Annotated in this window: 21 protein-coding genes; 11 read left to right on the plus strand and 10 right to left on the minus strand. The window is 68.9% G+C overall.

All coding sequences use genetic code 11. The features are described 5' to 3' along the window. The first annotated feature begins 6 nt into the window (after positions 1-6). The 3 genes from GV790_RS09080 (at position 7) to der (ending at position 3274) form a co-directional block, all read left to right on the plus strand. The gene (locus GV790_RS09080; protein ID WP_163812545.1) at positions 7-1122 is read left to right on the plus strand and encodes a pseudouridine synthase; all 1116 of its coding nucleotides are present in this window, start codon (positions 7-9) and stop codon (positions 1120-1122) included. A 65-nt stretch (positions 1123-1187) separates the two neighbouring features. After that, positions 1188-1865: a (d)CMP kinase gene (gene cmk, locus GV790_RS09085; RefSeq protein WP_163812920.1), complete on the plus strand. Its 678-nt coding sequence runs from the start codon at positions 1188-1190 to the stop codon at positions 1863-1865. Beyond that, a complete protein-coding gene (der, locus tag GV790_RS09090; RefSeq protein WP_163812547.1) occupies positions 1862-3274 on the plus strand; it encodes a ribosome biogenesis GTPase Der in 1413 nt (470 codons plus the stop codon). The genes cmk and der overlap by 4 nt, the downstream gene beginning before the upstream one ends. A 58-nt stretch (positions 3275-3332) precedes the next feature. Here der and GV790_RS09095 read toward each other — a convergent pair whose 3' ends face one another. The 4 genes from GV790_RS09095 to GV790_RS09110 form a co-directional block, all read right to left on the minus strand. Then, positions 3333-3590, minus strand: a complete 258-nt coding sequence (locus GV790_RS09095) for an HPr family phosphocarrier protein (protein WP_163812549.1) — start codon at positions 3588-3590, stop codon at positions 3333-3335. A 69-nt stretch (positions 3591-3659) separates the two neighbouring features. Continuing rightward, positions 3660-5813, minus strand: coding sequence for a PTS fructose transporter subunit IIABC (locus GV790_RS09100; RefSeq protein WP_163812551.1), 2154 nt, complete (start codon positions 5811-5813; stop codon positions 3660-3662). Positions 5814-5826: 13 nt separating this feature from the next. Next, a complete protein-coding gene (locus tag GV790_RS09105) occupies positions 5827-6774 on the minus strand; it encodes a 1-phosphofructokinase family hexose kinase (RefSeq protein ID WP_163812553.1) in 948 nt (315 codons plus the stop codon). Then, positions 6771-7538, minus strand: coding sequence for a DeoR/GlpR family DNA-binding transcription regulator (locus GV790_RS09110; protein ID WP_163812555.1), 768 nt, complete (start codon positions 7536-7538; stop codon positions 6771-6773). The genes GV790_RS09105 and GV790_RS09110 overlap by 4 nt, the downstream gene beginning before the upstream one ends. 143 nt (positions 7539-7681) lie before the next feature. Between GV790_RS09110 and ptsP the strand changes: the two genes are divergently transcribed. Further along, positions 7682-9367, plus strand: coding sequence for a phosphoenolpyruvate--protein phosphotransferase (gene ptsP, locus GV790_RS09115; protein WP_163812557.1), 1686 nt, complete (start codon positions 7682-7684; stop codon positions 9365-9367). Between the two features lie 47 nt (positions 9368-9414). Here ptsP and GV790_RS09120 read toward each other — a convergent pair whose 3' ends face one another. Next, positions 9415-10524: a glutamate--cysteine ligase 2 gene (locus tag GV790_RS09120; protein ID WP_163812559.1), complete on the minus strand. Its 1110-nt coding sequence runs from the start codon at positions 10522-10524 to the stop codon at positions 9415-9417. Positions 10525-10596: 72 nt separating this feature from the next. On the opposite strand from GV790_RS09120, the gene GV790_RS09125 reads away from it, so the two are divergent. After that, entirely contained in the window at positions 10597-12063 is a 1467-nt protein-coding gene (locus GV790_RS09125) for an aminotransferase class I/II-fold pyridoxal phosphate-dependent enzyme (RefSeq protein ID WP_163812561.1), read from the plus strand. A gap of 13 nt (positions 12064-12076) precedes the next feature. Here the strand turns inward: GV790_RS09125 and GV790_RS09130 are convergent, their stop codons facing one another. Both GV790_RS09130 and GV790_RS09135 read right to left on the minus strand, forming a co-directional pair. Then, entirely contained in the window at positions 12077-12310 is a 234-nt protein-coding gene (locus GV790_RS09130; protein ID WP_163812563.1) for a hypothetical protein, read from the minus strand. Positions 12311-12315: 5 nt separating this feature from the next. Then, positions 12316-12546 (minus strand): hypothetical protein, encoded by a 231-nt coding sequence (locus GV790_RS09135; RefSeq protein ID WP_163812922.1) that lies wholly within the window; start codon positions 12544-12546, stop codon positions 12316-12318. Between the two features lie 199 nt (positions 12547-12745). On the opposite strand from GV790_RS09135, the gene mbp1 reads away from it, so the two are divergent. The 6 genes from mbp1 (at position 12746) to GV790_RS09165 (ending at position 18007) form a co-directional block, all read left to right on the plus strand. Further along, on the plus strand, positions 12746-12988 hold the full coding sequence (gene mbp1 / locus GV790_RS09140) for a microaggregate-binding protein 1 (RefSeq protein WP_163812565.1): 243 nt from the start codon (positions 12746-12748) through the stop codon (positions 12986-12988). 208 nt (positions 12989-13196) lie between these two features. Beyond that, positions 13197-15290: a catalase gene (locus GV790_RS09145; protein WP_163812924.1), complete on the plus strand. Its 2094-nt coding sequence runs from the start codon at positions 13197-13199 to the stop codon at positions 15288-15290. Positions 15291-15491: 201 nt separating this feature from the next. After that, positions 15492-15902: an STAS domain-containing protein gene (locus tag GV790_RS09150; protein WP_163812567.1), complete on the plus strand. Its 411-nt coding sequence runs from the start codon at positions 15492-15494 to the stop codon at positions 15900-15902. A 93-nt stretch (positions 15903-15995) separates the two neighbouring features. Further along, positions 15996-16691, plus strand: a complete 696-nt coding sequence (locus tag GV790_RS09155) for a PAS and ANTAR domain-containing protein (protein WP_280213826.1) — start codon at positions 15996-15998, stop codon at positions 16689-16691. A 79-nt stretch (positions 16692-16770) separates the two neighbouring features. Continuing rightward, positions 16771-17205 (plus strand): anti-sigma factor, encoded by a 435-nt coding sequence (locus tag GV790_RS09160; RefSeq protein ID WP_163812571.1) that lies wholly within the window; start codon positions 16771-16773, stop codon positions 17203-17205. Continuing rightward, the gene (locus tag GV790_RS09165; protein WP_163812573.1) at positions 17195-18007 is read left to right on the plus strand and encodes an RNA polymerase sigma factor SigF; all 813 of its coding nucleotides are present in this window, start codon (positions 17195-17197) and stop codon (positions 18005-18007) included. Before GV790_RS09160 ends, GV790_RS09165 begins: the two co-directional genes overlap by 11 nt. Positions 18008-18274: 267 nt before the next feature. On the opposite strand, the gene GV790_RS09170 is transcribed toward GV790_RS09165, so the two are convergent. Genes GV790_RS09170 through GV790_RS09180 form a run of 3 tightly spaced genes read right to left on the minus strand, consistent with a single transcriptional unit; the run spans position 18275 to position 19641 of the window. Beyond that, positions 18275-18916 (minus strand): UdgX family uracil-DNA binding protein, encoded by a 642-nt coding sequence (locus tag GV790_RS09170; protein ID WP_163812575.1) that lies wholly within the window; start codon positions 18914-18916, stop codon positions 18275-18277. 9 nt (positions 18917-18925) lie between these two features. Beyond that, entirely contained in the window at positions 18926-19252 is a 327-nt protein-coding gene (locus tag GV790_RS09175) for a plasmid stabilization protein (RefSeq protein ID WP_163812577.1), read from the minus strand. 56 nt (positions 19253-19308) lie between these two features. Continuing rightward, positions 19309-19641 carry a DUF6766 family protein gene (locus GV790_RS09180; RefSeq protein ID WP_014350462.1) on the minus strand — a complete coding sequence of 111 codons (333 nt, stop codon included), beginning with the start codon at positions 19639-19641 and terminating at the stop codon, positions 19309-19311. Positions 19642-19700: the final 59 nt, after the last annotated feature.

Consider the following 19700-nt stretch of genomic DNA (forward strand, 5'->3'; position numbering starts at 1 on the left):
GACAACGTGAATACACCCGCTCGCCGAGATGGCACACCGGACCGTAGGAAACGTAACGACCAGCACCCGAGGGGTGGCCGCCCGATCGGCTCCCGTGATGCGCGTGCGGCCCAGCGCGGGGTCACCCCGCGGGGCGCCGCGACGGGTGCGGACCCCCGGCGCGGCACCAGTGGATCGGCAGGCGCCCAGCGCGGCGGCTCCGCGGCCCCGTCGCAGCGCGGCGCGCAGGGCGCGGCCCGCAGGCCCGACCGCGCGCAGCCGCCCCGCAAGAACAAATCCGCCAAGCCGCAGCGTCAGACCGCCTCGACGCCGCAGCTGAGCAATGCCAAGCCCGCCAAGCGCCAGCACGTCGAGCCGGCTCCGGGCGCGCACACCAAACTGCCTTGGGGTGAGGGCGAGCGTTTGCAGAAGGTGCTGGCCAAGGCCGGGGTCGCGTCCCGGCGCGCCGCCGAGGACATGATCGCGCAGGGTCGCGTCGAGGTCGACGGCATGATCGTGCGCGAGCAGGGCCTGCGCATCGACCCGCAGCACGCCGTGATCCGGGTGGACGGCACCCGCGTGGTGGTGCGCGAGGAGCTGGTGCACCTGGCGCTGAACAAGCCCAAGGGCTGGCAGTCGACGATGTCGGACGATCTGGGCAGGCCCTGCGTGGGCGATATCGTCGCCGAACGCATCGCGGCCGGGCAGCGGTTGTTCCACGTCGGACGCCTGGACGCCGACACCGAGGGCCTGCTGCTGCTCACCAACGACGGCGATCTGGCGCACCGGCTGATGCATCCCTCGTTCGAGGTGTCCAAGACCTACCTGGCCACCGTCAACGGTGAGGTGCATCGCGCGGTCGGCAAGCAGCTGCGCGACGGCGTCGAACTGGAGGACGGCCCCGCCAAGGTCGACCGCTTCCAGGTGCTCGATATCGGCGAGGGACGTTCGCTGGTCAAGATCGTGTTGCACGAAGGGCGCAAGCACATCGTGCGCCGGCTGCTGGACGCGGTCGGCCATCCGGTGACGCGGCTGGTGCGCACCGATATCGGCCCGGTGGCGCTGGGCGATCAACGACCGGGCACCCTCCGGGTGCTGGGTCGCGATGAAATCGGCAAACTCTACGAGGCGGTGTCGTTGTGAACAGTGTGGACAGCGCGGTCGAGGTGCCCGAACAGCTGTCGGGGTCCTCGTCGCTGGTGGTGGCGATGGACGGGCCGTCGGGGACCGGCAAGTCCAGCGTGTCGCGCCGGCTCGCCGCACGTCTGGGCGCCCGCTATCTCGACACCGGCGCCATGTACCGGGTGGCGACGCTGCGCGTGCTGCGTGCGGGCGTCGACCTCGGCGATCCGGCCGCCATCGCGGCCGCGGTGGTGGACCTGCCGCTGACCATCGGCACCGACCCCAGCCATGAGCTGATCCAGCTCGACGGCGCCGACGTCTCCGCGGAGATCCGCGGCGACGCGGTCACCAAGGCGGTGTCGGCGGTGTCGGCGGTGCCCGAGGTGCGCGAGGCACTGGTCGCCCTGCAGCGTGAGATCGCGGTATCGGCCGGCCGGATCGTGGTCGAGGGCCGCGATATCGGCACCGTCGTGCTGACCGACGCCGACGCCAAGATCTATCTGACCGCTTCCGCCGAGGCGCGGGCCCAGCGGCGCAATCAGCAGAACATCGCCGAGGGCCGGGGTGACGACTACGCCGCGGTGCTGGCCGACGTGCAGCGCCGCGACACCCTCGATTCCACCCGCAAGGTGTCCCCGCTGCGTCCGGCCGCGGACGCGGTGCTGGTCGACACCAGCGAACTGAGCATGGACGAGGTCATCGACGAGCTGTACCGCGTTGTCGCGCAGCAGGTTTCGGTGCGCACGACGGGAGAGGCCAAATGACCGAGGACGTGCTCGCCGGCGACGGCGTATGGAGCGACGAATCCGAATGGGAGATCACCGATCTCGACGGTGACCTGGAGGCGGGCGAACATATCGCGATGCCGACACTCGCCGTCGTCGGACGGCCGAACGTCGGCAAGTCGACGCTGGTCAACCGGATCCTCGGCCGCCGAGAGGCCGTGGTGGAAGACATTCCCGGCGTGACCCGCGACCGCGTCTCCTACGAGGCGAACTGGGCCGGGCGCCGATTCCTGGTGCAGGACACCGGCGGCTGGGAACCCGATGCCAAGGGGCTGCAGCAGTCGGTGGCCAGGCAGGCCGAATTGGCGATGAACACCGCCGACGCGATCCTGCTCGTCGTCGACGCCACCGTCGGCGCCACCGCGACCGACGAGGCCGCGGTGAAGGTGCTGCGCCGGTCCAAGACGCCGGTCATCCTGGTCGCCAACAAGGTCGACGATCAGCGGGTGGAGGCCGATGCCGCCACGCTGTGGTCGCTCGGACTCGGTGAGCCGCGCATGGTGTCGGCCGCCCATGGCCGCGGCACCGGCGATCTGCTCGACGACGTGCTCGAGGTGCTGCCGGAAACCCCGCGTGAGGGCACCGGCGGGACCGGCCCGCGCCGCGTGGCGTTGGTCGGCAAGCCGAACGTCGGCAAGTCGAGCCTGCTGAACAAGCTGGCAGGCGACGAACGGTCGGTGGTGCACGACGTCGCCGGAACCACCGTCGACCCGGTCGACACCCTGGTCGAATTGGGCGGCAAGATCTGGAAGTTCGTCGATACCGCGGGTTTGCGCCGCAAGGTGTCCACCGCCAGCGGTACCGAGTTCTACGCCTCGCTGCGCACCAAGTCGGCGCTGGAGGCCTCCGAGGTGGCGATCATGCTGATCGATGCCTCCCAGCCGATCACCGAACAGGACCTGCGGGTGATCAGCCTGGTCGCCGATTCCGGTCGCGCGCTGGTGCTGGCGTTCAACAAGTGGGATCTGGTCGACGAGGACCGCCGCTTGCAGTTGGAGAAGGAGATCGACCGCGAGCTGGTGCGGGTGCCGTGGGCGCAGCGGGTCAATATCTCCGCGCACACCGGCCGCGCGGTGCAGAAGCTGGTGCCCGCGATGGAGACGGCGCTGGAATCCTGGGACAAGCGGATTCCGACGGGCCGGTTGAACAACTGGCTCAAGGAAGTCGTCGCCGCGACGCCGCCGCCGATGCGCGGCGGGCGGCTGCCGCGCATCCTGTTCGCCACCCAGGCGACCACACGTCCGCCGACGTTCGTGCTGTTCACCACCGGCTTCCTGGAGGCGGGCTACCGCCGCTTCCTGGAGCGCAGGCTGCGTGAGGAGTTCGGTTTCGCCGGTTCGCCGGTGCGGATCTCGGTGCGAGTGCGCGAGAAGCGGCCACGGAAGTAGTGCCGCGGCCCGTCCGCACCGGGACGGGCCGCGCCATTGCTCGGTCGAGGCTGCCGGCTCAAGCGTCGAGATCGCTGGCGACCATGCCGACGATCTTGTCCAGCGTCGGCTGATCATCGCTGCTGACCACGACCTCGGTGCCGCAGGTGGCGCCGAGGGTCATGATCATCAGCGACGAGCCCGCATCCACGGGCTCACCACCGGGCAGGGCCAGGGTGACCGGGACGCCTGCCGCGGCAACGGCCTCGGCGATCAACGCGGCGGGGCGGGCGTGCAGGCCGATCGAGGAACCGACGGTGACGGTGGTACTCGGCATTTCTTCTCCTTGGTGGGGTGGATACGAGTGTGCAGCGTGGACGGGGTGCGCGGTGCGGCTTTCGGGTGCTCAGGCGGCCACGAGTGCGGTATCGGTGCTCGTCCGGGCCCGGCCGAAGGACTTGGCGGCCGTGACGCAGACCGAGGCGGTGACGGTGCCGGCCGCGATGGCGACCAGATACCAGGCGATCTGCCCGACGGCGAAGAAGACGAAGATGCCGCCATGCGGTGCGCTCAGCGTCACCCCGGTCGCCATCACCAGCGCCCCGGTGACCGCGCCGCCGGCCATCATCGACGGGATCACCCGCAGTGGGTCGGCGGCCGCGAACGGGATGGCGCCTTCGGAGATGAACGAGGCGCCCAGCAGCCAGGCGGCCTTGCCGTTCTCGCGTTCGGCGGGAGTGAACAGGCCCGGCCGCAGCACGGTCGAGGCCAGCGCCATGGCCAGCGGCGGCACCATGCCCGCCGCCATGACCGCGGCCATGATCTTCAGCGTCGCCGGATCGGTCACCGACAGGCCCGCCGCGGCGAACGAGTACGCGGCCTTGTTGACCGGGCCGCCCAGGTCGAAGCACATCATCAGGCCGAGGATGACGCCGAGCGCGACGGCCGAGGTCCCCGACAGTCCGTTGAGCCAATCGGTCAGGCTCTCGGTCACCACCGCCAGCGGTTTGCCGAGCACGGTGAGCATGAGCAGCCCGACGATGAGCGAGGCGAACAGCGGGATCATCACCACCGGCATCAACCCACGCGCCCACTGCGGCACCGGAATCCGGCTCACCCACAGTGCCGCGAACCCGGCGATCAGACCACCGACCAGGCCGCCGAGGAACCCCGCCCCGACGAAGAGTGCCACCGCGCCCGCGGTGAAACCCGGTGCCAGACCGGGCCGGTCGGCGATGGCGAAGGCGATGTAGCCGGCCAGGGCAGGTACCAGGAAGCCGAACGCGAGCGAACCCAGCTGATACAGCACCGCACCCAGATAGGTGGCCAGTCCGCCCGGCGGTAGCGAGGTGAGCGAATTGTCCAGCACGATCGAGGACGCGTTGTCGGCGATCTCGTAGCCGCCGACCAGGAAACCGAGTGCGATCAGCAGCCCGCCCGCCGCGACGAACGGAATCATGTAGCTGACGCCGGTGAGCAGGATCTGGCGTAACCGGGTACCCCAGCCCAGTGCGGCGGGCTCGGGTTCCGGTGCCGCGGTTGTCGTCGCGGCGGCCGCGGCGGGATCGCGGGCCACGCGCAGCGCATCGGCGATCATCACGTCGGGCTCGTTGATGGCTCGCTTCACCCCGGATTCCACAATGGGCTTGCCCGCGAACCGCTCCCGGCCCTTCACCCCGACATCGGTGGCCAGGATGACGGCGTCGGCGGCGGCGATGGTGGCGGCCGAGAGCGGGGTGGTGCCGCTGGACCCCTGGGTTTCTACCTGGACCCGCACCCCGGCCCGCTCACCCGAGGCCACCAGCGCGTCGGCGGCCATGTAGGTGTGTGCGATGCCGGTGGGGCAGGCGGTGACGGCGACGATCGAGCGAGTGGCGGCGCCGACCGATCCAGCAGCCTGTTCGGCCGGAACTTCTTCGGTGGCAGTGGGAATCGCCGGTGCCGCGGTGGCATTCGTGCTGTCGGATGCGCCGGTGGCTGCGCCGTTGTCGACGCCGGCGGTCCCGCTACCCGCAGACGATCCTGGCGGAGCTACGGCGCCGACCGAAGAGGTGGCCCCTGCGCCGGCCGCCGCTCCTGCGGGGTCGGTGGCCGTGCTGCCTGTCGGCGGAGCGAGCACCGAATCCACCAGTGCGACAACAGCATCAGCGCTGTCCGCCGCGCGCAGACTGCCGACGAACTCCGGTTTCACCAGTGCTCGCGCCAGGCTCGACAACAGCTTCATATGTTCGGCACCCGCGCCCTCCGGTGCCGCGATCAGGAACACGAGATCGGCGGGGCCGTCGGGGGCGCCGAAATCGACCTTCGGTGCCAGGCGCGCGAAACCGAGGGAGGGCCGCAGGACGGTGGCGGCCCGGCAGTGCGGGATGGCGAGGCCGTTCGGCAGCCCGGTGGCCGACTGCTCCTCCCTGGCCAGCGCCGCGGCGGTGAGCGCGGCCGCGTCCTCGGCGCGTCCGGCATCGGTGATCCGCTGTGCGAGGGCGGCGATCACATCCTGTTTCGAGGCGCCGAGATCGGCGTCGAGCGTGATCGTTTCCGGGGTGATGATCGAATCGGCCATCGCGGTGCGCCCTTCAGGAATGGGGGAGGAGGTCCAGCGCCGTGACGGACACGGCGTCGGGGTCGGTGTGGTGGGGACCGGGCAGGCCGGTGCCGGGCAGTGCGGTAGCCGCGCTGCCGTAGGCGACGGCGCGGCGTAGCCGGTCGGCGGGTGCGGCGCCGGCCAGATCGGCGAGCAGGTAGCCCGCGAGGGCGGAATCGCCTGCACCGACGGTGCTGCGCGGACGGATGGCGGGTGCGGCGGCATGCCAGGCGCCGTCGGCGGTGACCAGGACCGCGCCCGCGGCGCCGAGCGTCGCCAGCACCGCGCCGAAGCCGCGGTCGAGGAGTCCGGCGGCGGCGCGCGCGGCCACCAGGGGTTCTTCCAGCGTGCCGGCGGAAGTGCCCGTCAGCTGGGCGAGTTCGTCGGTATTGGGTTTGATCAGCTGTGGCGCCACCGACGTTCCGTCCGCGAGGGCGAGCAGTGGCGCGTCGGAGGTGTCGACGGCGACCCGGGTGCCGGGCATTCGGCGGATCAGCTCGACGTACCAGTCGGCGGGTACGGCAGGCGGTAGCGAACCCGAGAGCACCACCCAATCGGCTGCTGCCGCGAGCTCACTCAGGAGCGCGGCCAGCGCGTCCAGCGCGGCGGTGCTCAGTGGGTGGCCGGGCTCGTTGATCTTGGTGGTGGTGCCGTCGGCCTCGGCGACGGTGAGGTTGATCCGCGCCGAACCGGCGGTCGGCACGCTGCGATGCTCGATCCCGGCCTCGGTGAGCGCGCGCAGCAGCGGATCGTCGGCGTTGCCGGGCAGGACGGCGACGGTGGGCACGCCAGCGGCGGCGACCACCCGGGAAACGTTGACGCCCTTGCCGCCCGGATGGGTGGCGACGCCGCATGCCCGGTGCACCGCCCCGCGCAGCAGCGGTTCGGCCAGGGTGACGGTGCGGTCGATACTCGGATTCGCGGTGAGTGTGACGATCACGCCGCCACCACCTCGATGCCGCTGCCGGTGAGTTCGTTGCGCACCGAGGCCGGAATACCGGAATCGGTGACCAGCACGTCGATCTCGTCGATGCCGGCGAAGCGTACGAAATCCTCGCGGCCGATCTTGGACGAATCGGCGACCACCACCACGCGATGGGCACTGGCCACCATGGCCCGCTTGACCGCCGCCTCGTCGACGTCCGGGGTGGACAGACCGTGGGCCGGGGTGAGCGCGTTGGTGCCGATGAATGCGGTATCGACCCGCATCCCGGCCAGCACGCGCAGCGTCTCCGCGCCGACGGCGGCCTGGGTGACCCCACGCACCCGCCCGCCGAGCAGATGCAACTGCACGCAGGCATGGCCGCTGAGCCTGGTCGCCACCGGCAGCGAGTTCGTCACCCCGACCAGCTCGCGGTCGGCAGGCAGCAGCGCCGCGACTCGTGCGGTGGTGGTGCCCGCGTCGAAGAGCACACTGCCGCCGGTGGGTGGCAGGAATTCCACGGCGGCCTTGGCGATGCGTTCCTTTTCGGCGGTGTGCGTGGTCTCGCGTTCGGAGGTGCCCAGTTCGATCGCGGTGAGGGCGGCGGCAGGGACGGCGCCGCCGTGCACCCGGCGCACCAGACCCATCCGGTCCAGCACCGCGAGGTCGCGCCGCACGGTTTCACTGGTGACGCCGTACTGCTCGGACAGATCGGTCACCGAAACGCGACCGCGCTGCCCCACCAGGGTGGCGATGGCCTGCTGCCGCTCCTCTGCGTACATCCCGATCCTCCTGCGAATGTTGGTTTATGTTGTTTTACGTCTGAGTGTGTTGCTTTGTCAATGGTTTGGAGTAGTCTGGATCACATCCACTCGATGGCTGATATGAACACCACAGTCCGATTTCGGTGCGAAGGAGACCGCAAATGACCCGATCGCAGCAGGTAGAAGCCGTTGAATCGGTTCTGCGCGGAACACCGGCGGTGCCTGGCGTGGCGGCCGCGCCCGCGGTTCGCCCCAATCCGCGGGTGGCAACGGATGCCCGATCGGACACGATCGCCGAGTCCGATCGGGCATCGGAGATCACCGCCCTGCACTCGGCCGCGGAGACGGTCGCGCAGCGGCTGCGGGCCCGGTCGAGTGCGGCGAGCGGGGCCGCGGCCGAGGTACTCTCGGCGAACGCCGCCATGGCCACCGATCGCGGTTGGCTCGGCGCGGCCGAGAAGCTGATCGCCACCGGCGTCGCCGCGCCTGCCGCGGCCGCCGCCGCCACCGAACAGTTCGCGGCGATGTTCACCAAGGTCGGTGGGGTGATGGCCGAACGAGTCACCGATCTGCGCGATGTGTGCGATCGGGTGGTGGCCGAAATACTCGGGCTGCCCGAGCCCGGCGTCCCCACACCGGATCGTCCGTCCATCCTCATCGCGCGCGACCTGGCGCCTGCCGATACCGCGGGCTTGGACCCCACCAGCATCGTCGGGCTTGCCACCTCGCTCGGCGGCGCGACCAGCCACACCGCGATCATCGCCCGTCAGCTCGGTATCCCCTGCGTGGTCGCGGTGACCGGCCTGGACGAGGTCGAAGCCGGCACCGAGCTGCTGATCGACGGCGCGGCGGGCACCGTCACCGTCGACCCGGAGCCGGCTCGCGCGCTGGCCGCTGTCGCCGACTACCGCACGACGGCCACCAGAAACGCGCGCTGGACCGGTCCCGGCGCCACCAGCGACGGCCACCGCGTGGACATTCTCGCCAACGTCCAGGACGGCGCAGGCGCGCGGGCGGCGACCGAGACGCCGGCCGAGGGCATCGGCCTGTTCCGCACCGAATTGTGTTTCCTCGACCGCGATTCCGAACCATCCGTGCAGGAGCAGGCCGGAATCTACCGCGAGGTGCTCGACGCCTATCCCGCCGCGAAAGTGGTGATCCGAACCCTGGACGCAGGCTCCGATAAGCCCCTGCGTTTCGCCGATCACCCCGAGGAAGCCAACCCGGCGCTGGGTGTGCGCGGAATCCGCATCGCCGCCCGCGACAGCGGCATCCTGGACCGTCAGCTCGACGCCATCGCCGCCGCGGCCACCGGCCGCGCCACGCCACCCATGGTGATGGCCCCGATGATCGCCACCGTCGGTGAAGCGCGCGCGTTCGCGAGCAAGGTCCGCGACCGGGGGTTGATCGCCGGGGTGATGATCGAGGTGCCCGCCGCGGCGCTGCTGGCCGAGGCCATCCTGGCCGAGGTCGATTTCGTGTCGATCGGCACCAATGATCTCGCGCAGTACACGATGGCCGCCGACCGGATGTCGCCGGATCTCGCGGCGCTCACCGATCCCTGGCAGCCGGCCGTGCTGGCCCTGGTCGCCCGGACCGCCGCCGCGGGCAGCCAGGCGGGGAAACCGGTGGGCGTGTGTGGTGAAGCCGCCGCCGACCCGCTGCTGGCGTGCGTGCTGGCCGGGCTCGGTGTCACCTCGCTGTCCGCGGCCGCGCCCGCGGTCGCCGGTGTCGGGGCCCAGCTGTCGGCGGTCACACTGGCCGAGTGCGAGGCCGCGGCCGCCGCCGTGCTCGACGCGACCGACCCGCATGACGCGCGGGAGCGTGCGCGGCGAATCCTGCACTGAACTCAGGGAATACGCTCGCCGGCGCCGACCGATGCGCTGCCATCCGGCTACGCCGACACGCACCCTTCGAGCGTGGCGTCCTGTAATACCGTGAGGACATCGGTGATCTCGCCGCGCGCGTGGAAGGCCTCGCGCTGACGGTGTGCCCCGTTCCCGCGCTCGAGCACCACCCCGATCGTCTCGTGGACGAAGTCGCCGGCGCCCAGTGCCGTCAGCGCTGGGTCGATCCGATCGAGCAGCTCACCGAGCAGCGTGCGCATGGGCGCCACCCGGCAGTCGATCGGGTCGACGCCGTCGCCGTCGAGCCCCGAGCGAGCGGCCTTCCAGTACGCGGCTCGCAGCACCTCCGCCGACACCATCGGCGCGGTACGGCCGCGGTCGAGGTCGGCGCGAGCGGTCATCACGGTGGCCCGTACCAGGGTGGCGAGCATGGCCGTCTCGGTTACCGTCGCCGGCACATCGCTGACCCGTACCTCGACGGTGGGAAAGGTGATCGAGGGCCGGATATCCCAATAGACCATTTTCTTGTCCAGAATGCTGCCGCTGGACAACATCATGTCAACCATCGCGTCGTAGCCGTCGGCATCGGCGAAATACGGCGGCGGCCCGGCGCTGGGCCAGCGCCGCCACAGCACGCTGCGCCAACTGGCGTAGCCGGTATCGGAGCCGCGATAGATCGAGGAATTGGCGGTGAGCGCCAGGAAGATCGGCAGCGACGGCCGCAGGAAATTGCTGACCTGGATGGCCGTTTCCCGATCGGGAATCCCGACGTGGATATGGCAGCCGCACAGGCCCTGTTCATGGGCGAGCATCCCGAAATTGCGGGCGATCCGCTGGTAGCGCGGGGTGTCGGTGACCGGGAATGCCTCGGGGACCGTCGGCGGAATCGCGACCGCGAGCAGGCGGGTGTCGTGTTCGCGGGCACAGGCGGCCACCCCGCCGCGCAGCGTACGCAATTCGGCGAGCAATTCTCCGGTGTGGGTGTGCACGCCGGTGCACGTCTCCACTTGGCAGCGGGTCAGTTCCAGTTGCAGATCGATACCGATGTCCTTCGCGGACTGGGCCACCTCGACGTTTTTCGCCGCCGGTGCGCCGCTGTCCGGATCCGCCAGGAGAAATTCCTCTTCAACGCCGACTGTCGATGAGGCCGCGTCCATTCTCGTAGGTTACTCGCCTCCCTCGCGGCCCGCGCCGACATAATTCCCGGCCGATCGGGTAGGCCAGCCAACATGGATCATGCACGAGCACCTTTGCTCGATGCGCTGGCCGAGTACCGGCGCGCGGGCAGATACGGGTACACACCGCCCGGCCACCGGCAGGGGCGCGGTATCGACAAGAGGGTCGCCGAGACCATCGGTATCGACGCCTTCCGCTCCGACGTGCTCGCCGGGCCGGGCCTCGACGATCGGCTGATGCGCGGGGGATATCTGGCCGATGCCGAAGCGCTGATGGCCGACGCGGTCGGCGCCGAGACGACCTTCTTCTCCACCTGCGGCAGTTCGCTGTCGGTGAAGGCGGCGATGATGGCGGTGGCCGGCGGCAAAGACGGCGGGCTGCTGGTCGCCAGGGACAGCCACAAGTCGATCGTGGCCGGGCTGGTGTTCTCCGGGGTGCAACCACGCTGGATCACGCCCCGCTGGGATGCCGAACGGCATATGTCGCATCCGCCGTCCCCGCAGCAGGTGCGTGAGGCTTGGGAACGCCATCCCGACGCGGCGGGCGCGCTCGTCGTCAGCCCGAGCCCGTACGGCACCTGCGCCGATCTGGCCGGCATCGTCGAGGTCTGTCACGAACGGGGCAAGCCGCTGATCGTGGACGAGGCGTGGGGCGCGCACCTGCCCTTCCATCCCGACCTGCCGACCTGGGCGATGGACGTGGGCGCCGACGTCTGCGTGGTGAGCGTGCACAAGATGGGCATGGGCTTCGAACAGGGCTCGGTGTTCCACGTGCAAGGCGATCTCATCGACCGTTCGCTGCTGAGTGCCTGCGCGGACCTGCTGATGACCACGAGCCCCAACGTGCTGATCTATTCGGCACTGGACGGCTGGCGCAGGCAGATGGTGCAGGAGGGCCACGAATTGCTCGGCGCCGCACTGCGAGTCGCCGAACGCGCGCGCCGCGAACTGGATCGGATCCCCGGTATCGAGGTGCTCGACGACGTGCTGCTCGGCCATCAGGCCTCCCATGATCTGGACCGGTTGCAGGTGCTGATGGACATCGAGAACACCGGCGCCACGGGGTATCAGGCCGCGGACTGGCTGCGCGAACATCGCCTGCTCGACCTCGGTCTCAGCGATCACCGCAGAATCCTGGCGACACTGTCCATGGCCGATGACGACACCAGCATCGACGCACTGGTGGAGGGGATACGGGCCTGGCGTGAGCAGCTCGATCCGGCCGACGCGGCGCCGCCGATCCGGCTGCCGTCACCATCGGAGATCCAGCTCGACACGGTCATGTTGCCGCGCGATGCGTTCTTCGGCCCGCAGGAATCGGTGCCCGCCGACGAGGCGGCAGGCCGGATCGCCGCCGAGCAGCTCACCCCGTACCCACCGGGCATTCCGGTGGTGGTACCGGGCGAACTGATCGACGACGCGGTGGTGGACTATCTCCGTTCCGGGGTGGCGGCCGGAATGAACGTCCCCGATGCCGCCGACCAGTCGCTGTGCACCATCCGCGTCGTCTCACGACGCTGACCGGCCACCGGCATTACACGTGATCGACGAGCGCGTCGTGGCCGGCCCGGCGGGCGCAATGCGCACAGCAGTAGACCTGCTGGCCGGCCTCGACGCCGTGCCCGAGCACTCGGCACCCGCAGTGCGCGCAGGCGGGTGCCAGCCGGCTCGCGGCGCATTCGAAACTGTCGAACGTCCACGACTGCCCGTCCCGACTGACCGTGAAGCTCTTGTCGTAGTCGTTGCCGCAGGTATCGCAGATCGCCATGGTGATCAACTCAAACGCTTGGCGAGCAGAGCCTTGGCCTGCTCGGCGCCCTTACGGCTCTCGCCCTGGGCGCGACGGAAGAATTCGGCCAGCTCGGTGTCGCCGGCGCGTTCGGCGTCCTGGCTGTAGACCTCCATCCGCAGCGCGTTGCTCATCGACGCCTCGGCGAACCAGATGAGGTTGTAGTCCTTGTCCTTTGTTCCGGTGATGTGCCCGGTTTCCTGTTCGATGGCCATTGTTTTCCGCACCTCCTGGGCGGTTGTGATCGTCATCGGTGATGACCTCGACGGCGCATTTCGCCGTCACCGAGGCGCTACCCGGCGCCCGGCAGAACAAACACCGGGGCCGTGATGGCGGACACCCTCGGATTGAGCCCGCTCATACCGGGTATGCGGCGACTGTCCAGCAGGAACCGATCACACGGAGGTGACAATCGTGTCGGAGTCCAACAGCGGTCCCCGCGAGGGCGTTGAAGGCGTCGTCGAAGGTGTCAAAGGCAAGGCCAAGGAGGCCGCAGGGACGGTACTCGGCAACGATGAGCTGCGCGATGAAGGCCGGGCGCAGCAAGAGAAGGCCGATTCTCAGCGCGAGGCCGCCAAGAAGGAGGCCGAAGCCGAAAAGCAGCGTCGTGAAGCCGATCTCGACGAGGCGCGACAGCGTTCGCATCAAGGCGAGTAAGCCGTCCGATCCGAATCGGTGGTAACGAACAGCGGTTGCCGTGGCACTGTGCCCGGCAACCGCTGTCGTCTGCGGACAGGTTTTTCGAATCGTGCGGCGGTTTAGTGCGCGTTCACGGGGGAAGCCGCCCCACGACAGGGTTTGCCTCGACCAGCCTGGAGGGCCCACCGTGGACGAACGCACCGAACAGCCGACCGAGACGTCACCGATCGAGGACGCCAAGAGCGAACAGTTGCAGCCGGTCAGACAGGACCGTGACCGCGGCTACCTGACCACCCAGCAGGGCGTGCGCGTGGACCACACCGACGACGCGCTCGCGGCCGGTGAGCGCGGCCCCACTCTGCTCGACGATTTCCACGCCAGGGAAAAGGTCACCCATTTCGATCACGAACGCATCCCCGAGCGGGTGGTGCACGCCCGCGGCGCAGGCGCCTACGGCTTCTTCCGGCCCTATGACAGCTGGCTCGCCGATTACACGGTCGCGAAATTCCTCACCGAACCTCAGGTGCGTACGCCGGTGTTCGTGCGGTTCTCCACCGTCGCAGGCTCGCGTGGCTCGGCCGACACGGTGCGCGACGTGCGTGGTTTCGCCACCAAGTTCTATACCGAGCAGGGCAACTACGACCTGGTCGGCAACAACTTCCCGGTGTTCTTCATCCAGGACGGCATCAAGTTCCCCGACTTCGTGCACGCGGTGAAACCCGAGCCGCACAACGAGATTCCGCAGGCGCAGTCCGCACACGACACCCTGTGGGATTTCGTCGCCGAACAGCCCGAGTCGTTGCACGCGATCATGTGGCTGATGTCGGACCGGGCGCTGCCGCGCAGCTACCGGATGATGCAGGGCTTCGGCGTGCACACCTTCCGTTTCGTGAACGCGGAGGGGAAGGGCACGTTCGTGAAGTTCCATTGGAAGCCGCGCCTCGGCGTGCATTCGCTGCTGTGGGATGAATGCCAGCAGGTCGCGGGCCGCGACCCCGACTTCAACCGGCGCGACCTGTGGGACGCCATCGAGGCCGGCGATTTCCCCAGCTGGGAACTGGGTGTGCAGTTGGTGCCAGAGGACAAGGAGTTCGATTTCGACTTCGATCTGCTCGACTCCACCAAGATCATCCCGGAGGAGCAGGTCCCGGTGCGCCCGGTGGGGGAGATGGTGCTCAACCGCAACCCCGACAACTTCTTCGCCGAAACCGAGCAGGTCGCCTTCCACACCGCCAATCTGGTGCCCGGCATCGATTTCACCAACGACCCGCTGTTGCAGATGCGCAACTTCTCCTACCTGGACACCCAGCTGATCCGGCTCGGCGGCCCGAACTTCGCGCAACTGCCGGTCAACCGCCCGCTGGCCGATGTGCGCAACCATCAGCAGGACGGGTACGGCCAGCACGCGGTACCGCGCGGGGAAGCGTTCTACACCAAGAACACCATCGGCGGCGGCTGCCCGGCGCTGGCCGATGCCGACGTCTTCCGGCACTACACCCGCCGGGTCGACGGTGAGACCCAGCGGATCCGTGCGGAAAGCTTCAAGGAGTACTACCGGCAGCCGCGGATGTTCTGGCGCAGCATGTCGCCGCCGGAGGCCGAGCACATCGTGGCGGCCTTCGGCTTCGAACTCGGCAAGGTCCGGCGAGTGGAGATCCGCTCCCGGGTGCTCGACCACCTGGTGCGCATCGATCCCGGTTTGGCGAGCCGGGTCGCGGTCGAACTCGGGCTGCCGATCCCCGACGGCGAAAGCGTCGACGACGTGCAGGTCTCACCTGCCCTGTCGCAGTTGAACCTCGCACCCGACACCATCGCCACCCGCAAGATCGCGATCCTGGCCGCCGACGGCGCCGACTCGACCGGCATCGACATCCTCCGATCCGCGCTGGCCGAACGGGGCGCGACGGCCGAAGTGCTGGCCCCGCACGGCGGGCGGCTGCGGGCCGACGGCTCCGGCGATCCGGTGCTGGTGGATCGCGCCCTTCCGACGATGGCCTCGGTGCTCTACGACGGTGTGATCGTCGCCGGTGGGGGTGACTCCGCGGGGACGCTCGCCGAATCCGGCCCGGCGGTGCACTTCGTGCTGGAGGCGTTCAAGCACGCCAAACCGGTCGGTGCGGTCGGCGCGGGCACGCAGGTGCTGCGGGCCGCCGGCCTGCCCGGTGAGTTGAACCCCGGTGAGACCGACTTCGCCGTGGACGGTGTGGTGGTCGCCGCGGCCGAGGGCGCGAGCATCCCGGACGGATTCGTCGCCGCCTTCGCCGAGGCGCTGGCCGGGCATCGCCTCTGGCAGCGCGTCACGGATCGAGTTCCCGCCTGATCGGGTGACAGGGGCAGGTTCGCATGCCAGAATGGGGTCCAGGTTGAGACTCCAGCCGACCCCGGTTCCACGGCCAGAATGTTCGTAGTTCGGTAGCGGTGGTTGTCTCTCCGTCGTCGAGCTCGCCATTTCGGCCGTCGCTCCGTCCCCGCTCGCGGGTACGGAGACGAATCGGAAGCCCCTGTCCAACAGGAGGATTCGATGTCGTTGGTGACCGAACATCAACACGCCGAAGAACTACACCGGCTGGCCAGGCCCCAGCACGGTCGCGATATCCGGCGGTTGACCCAGCAAGATGGTATTCGCCGCGGTTGCGCCGTCGCCCGGGTGGAAGGCGAACTCGATGCCGCACTCTACGACGACTTCTACGACCTGCTGTGCAGGTGCATGCACACCGACCGCTCGATCGTCGTTCTCGATCTACGGGCCGCCGGCTTCATGAGCATCCGGTCGGCCGCGTTGCTGGTCTGCGCGAAGTCCGATGCGGCCGCGCGTGGGCTCGACCTGCGCCTGGTGTGCGGCCGCAAGGAAGTCGAGCGAGTGCTCGAGGTGACCGGAGTCCGCCCCCTGTTCCGCTATTACCCCACCATGCAGGCAGCGCTCGGCGGCTGACCTGTGCGATCCCACCACCACCGCCGACCTGCGGCGGCATCCTCGCCCGCCGAATTGATGGCATGTGTGGACTCCACAGTCGATAATCGAGCGGTGACGGACAATGGATCGGTCTCCGCGAGCGGAATCGGCACCGATGACACCGAGGCGTTCGAACATCTCGCCGAAACCAGCTGCGTCGAAGACGTCGGCGGTTTCCGGTTCTGGTTCGACGAGCAACGCTGGGAATGGTCCGACGAGGTGGCTCGGATGCACGGCTACGAGCCGGGTGCTGTGACCCCGACGACCGAGCTGCTGCTCGACCACAAACACCCCGACGACCGCGGCTACGTGGCCGACCTGCTCGACCACGCCCTCACCGACGGGGAACCGTTCTGTAGCAAGCACCGCATCATCGATATCGAGGGCCGCACCCACCATGTGATCGTCGTCGCCGACACCATGACCGACGACGGCGGCGGAGTAGTCGGCACGGCCGGCTACTACATCGACGTCACCGAGACCCTCGAGGAACAGCGCAGGGAAACACTGGACGACGCGCTGCCGGAACTGCTGTCCGCGCGCGCGATCATCGAGCAGGCCAAAGGCGTGCTGATGCTGGTGTACGGCATCAGCGCCGACCAGGCGTTCCGGGTACTGACCTGGCGTTCGCAGGAAACCAACGTCAAGGTGCGGGCGCTGGCCGCGCAATTGATCGCCGAGCTGCCCACGCTGCGCAACGCGCCGACGCGGCTGCGTTCGGAGTTCGATCATCTGCTGCTCACCGTGCATCAACGCATCCCCGGATAGTCCGCGCCGCGCGTTTCGCGCGGATGATGCCGGGTAAGCGAGCAGATGACACCCGATCAGGGCGGACAAGGTGGTGCGCATGACCGAGCATGTTTCCCGCATAACCGCGGACCCCACGACGACGGTGGGTGTGCGTGTGCCCGCGGAACTGGGCCAGCTGCTGATGTTGCGCGCCCTGACCGAAACCGTCTCGTTGATCGCGGACTTCGCCCTGGACGAGGTCACCGACATCCGCCTCGCGCTCGACGAGGTGGCGACCTCGCTGATTCTGGACGCCGTCCCCGGCTCGGAACTCACCTGCGATTTCAGCTATGGCGAAAATCGGATGACCGTCGCGGTGACGTCGGTGGCGGCCACCGAAGCGGTGGGCGAACGGCACAGCTTCGGCTGGCACATCGTGCGCACCCTGACCGAGTCGATCAGCACCGAGCAACATCCCTTCGACCAGAACGCAGGCGGATACCCCACCACGGCGCGCTTCACGTGGGTGCGCGGGGGCTCCGATGGCGGCTGAGCGGCAGCGGCCTCGTCAGGCCCGCCGCCATTCCGGCGAGGACAGCTACGACCACATCGAGCCGCTGCTGGACAAACTCGCCGCAATCCCCGGTGACGATCCTCGCCACGACCGGATGCGCGAGGAGATCATCGACCGCTGCCTGCCGCTGGCCGAACACATCGCGCGCAAGTTCGCCGGGCGCGGCGAAATGTTCGAAGACCTGCTGCAGGTGGCGCGGGTGGGCCTGCTGCATGCGATCGACCGGTTCGATCCCGCGCGTGGATCGTCGTTCCTGTCCTTCGCTGTCCCGACGATCATGGGCGAGGTCCGCCGGTACTTCCGCGACAACACCTGGTCGGTGCGAGTTCCGCGGCGGGTCAAGGAGATTCAGCTCACCATCGGACCCGCCACCGACAAACTCTCGCAGCGATTGGGCCGGATGCCGCGGGCCAGAGAACTGGCCGAGGAACTCGGCGTCGACCTGGTCGAGGTGACGCAGGCCTTGATCGCGGGCAACGCCTACCAGAGCTCCTCGATCGACACGGTGACCGGCGGCGATGATTCCGAAAACGCGCCGCTGCCGCTCACCGAATCGCTCGGCGTGGAGGAGCCGTCCTACCAATACGTCGAGGACTATCTTGCGGTTCAGCCGTATATCGCCGAGCTACCCGAACGAGAGCAGCAGGTGCTGCGCATGCGGTTTTTCGAATCGATGACCCAGAATCAGATCGCCGAACAGCTCGGCGTCTCCCAGATGCACGTATCCCGCATCCTGTCGCGCACCCTGGACTGGGTGCGCGAGCAGGCGTTGCGCGACTGAATGTGGCCGGCTCACACCGGGGTCGGTGGCATCGGATCAGGTGACGGGCCCGGGTCCGGTGGCGGCGGGATCGGCGGCGTCGGCGGATCGCCCGGTCGCGGGGCAGGCGGCACCGGCTCGGGTTCGGGAATCGGAGCCGGTGGCGGGGCAGGGGGCACCGGATCGGGTTCGTGCGGGGGAATCGGTTGGGTCAGCTGGTCGGTTCGCACGCCGGCTCCTTCGTCTCGCGGGTCTGCCGGGAGGGGTCTGGTCGGTGATCATCGGTGATCAAGGCAGTGCCATGTCGTGGATGCGGGCCAGATCGCCGACGAACTCGGCGTAGGCGGCCTTGCGGTCGGTGGAGCGCAGCACCGCCGACGGATGCACCGTCGCCGTCACCTGATAGCCGGGACGATCGAGCACGACGCCGCGCAACTCTCCCACCGTGGTCGAGGGGCCGAGCACCGCCTTGGCGGCCACCGAGCCCAGGCACACGACCAGATCCGGTGCCACCAGGTCGAGTTCGGCGGTGAGCCACGCCGAACAGGCCACCACCTCGGTGCGGCTCGGTTGTTTGTGGATGCGGCGTTTGCCGCGTTCGACGAACTTGAAATGCTTGACCGCGTTGGTCACATACACCTCATCGCGGTCGAAACCGGCCTCGGCCAGGGCACGATCGAGCAGCCGGCCCGCCGGGCCGACGAACGGATGGCCCGCGCGGTCCTCCTGATCACCGGGTTGTTCGCCGACCATCACCACCCGTGCGGCGGACGGGCCCTCACCGAAGACGGTCTGGGTGGCCTCGCGGTACAGCTCGCAGCCGCGGCAGCCCGCCGCCGCCTCGCGTAACTGCTCGAGATCCGCGTCGGGCGGCACGAACTCGGCGGCACCGGGCGGCTTCTGCGCAGCGCGCGGCGCGGTGGTGCTCATCGGTGAGCCCTACGACCGGCCGAGGGCCTTGGCCAACTGCGCCTTGGACATCTTCGACCTGCCCTTGATGTTGCGCTGTCTGGCCTCGTTGTACAGCTGGTCGCGGGTCGGGCCCTTCGAGCCACTGTGCGAACGCTTGCCGCCACGATGCTGCGGCGAGACATCACGGGTGGAGGAGCGGCTCGCGGTCTTGGACTGACCGGATTGGGCGCGGTTCTTGTTGACCGTGCGGGCCGCGATCTCCTTGGCGCGCTTGGTGCCCGCACCACGATCCTTGGCCGAATCCTTGATGTGCTCGTACTGCCGTTCCTGTTTGTCGGTCCATTCCTTCGGCATGACACACCTCCTGTCTGCGGGACGGGTACCCGCCTCGCGCGTGAACAATCAACGGCTCAGACAACCGGTCCGGTGCGGGCCAGCGTGGCGTTGACCGCATCGATCTTGTTCTCGATTCGTTCGAGATCTTCGGCATCGACGGCGAACAGCCAATGCTTGGCGCCGAGCAGCAGAATCGCCTGGAAAATCAGCTGCAGCCACTCGCTCTGCCAGTTCTCGAAGGTGCTGGCAAAGAAATTGTGCAGGTAGCCGCCCCATTCGAAGGGCTGCCCGAGCGCTTCCTGGGTGCTGCGGTAATCGCTGAGCTGGGTGACGAACTGCGCGGCCCACGAGCCCGCGAACAACAGCACCAGCAGATACACCGCGCCCCAACGTCTGAAGTGGGTCATATCGCAGCGATACCCGGCACGGCCGCGGATACGCAGGTCACCGTACCGGCGCTGGCCGG

Origin of the sequence: Nocardia cyriacigeorgica (genome assembly GCF_010858045.1) — a bacterium.
Lineage (GTDB): Bacteria > Actinomycetota > Actinomycetes > Mycobacteriales > Mycobacteriaceae > Nocardia > Nocardia cyriacigeorgica_E.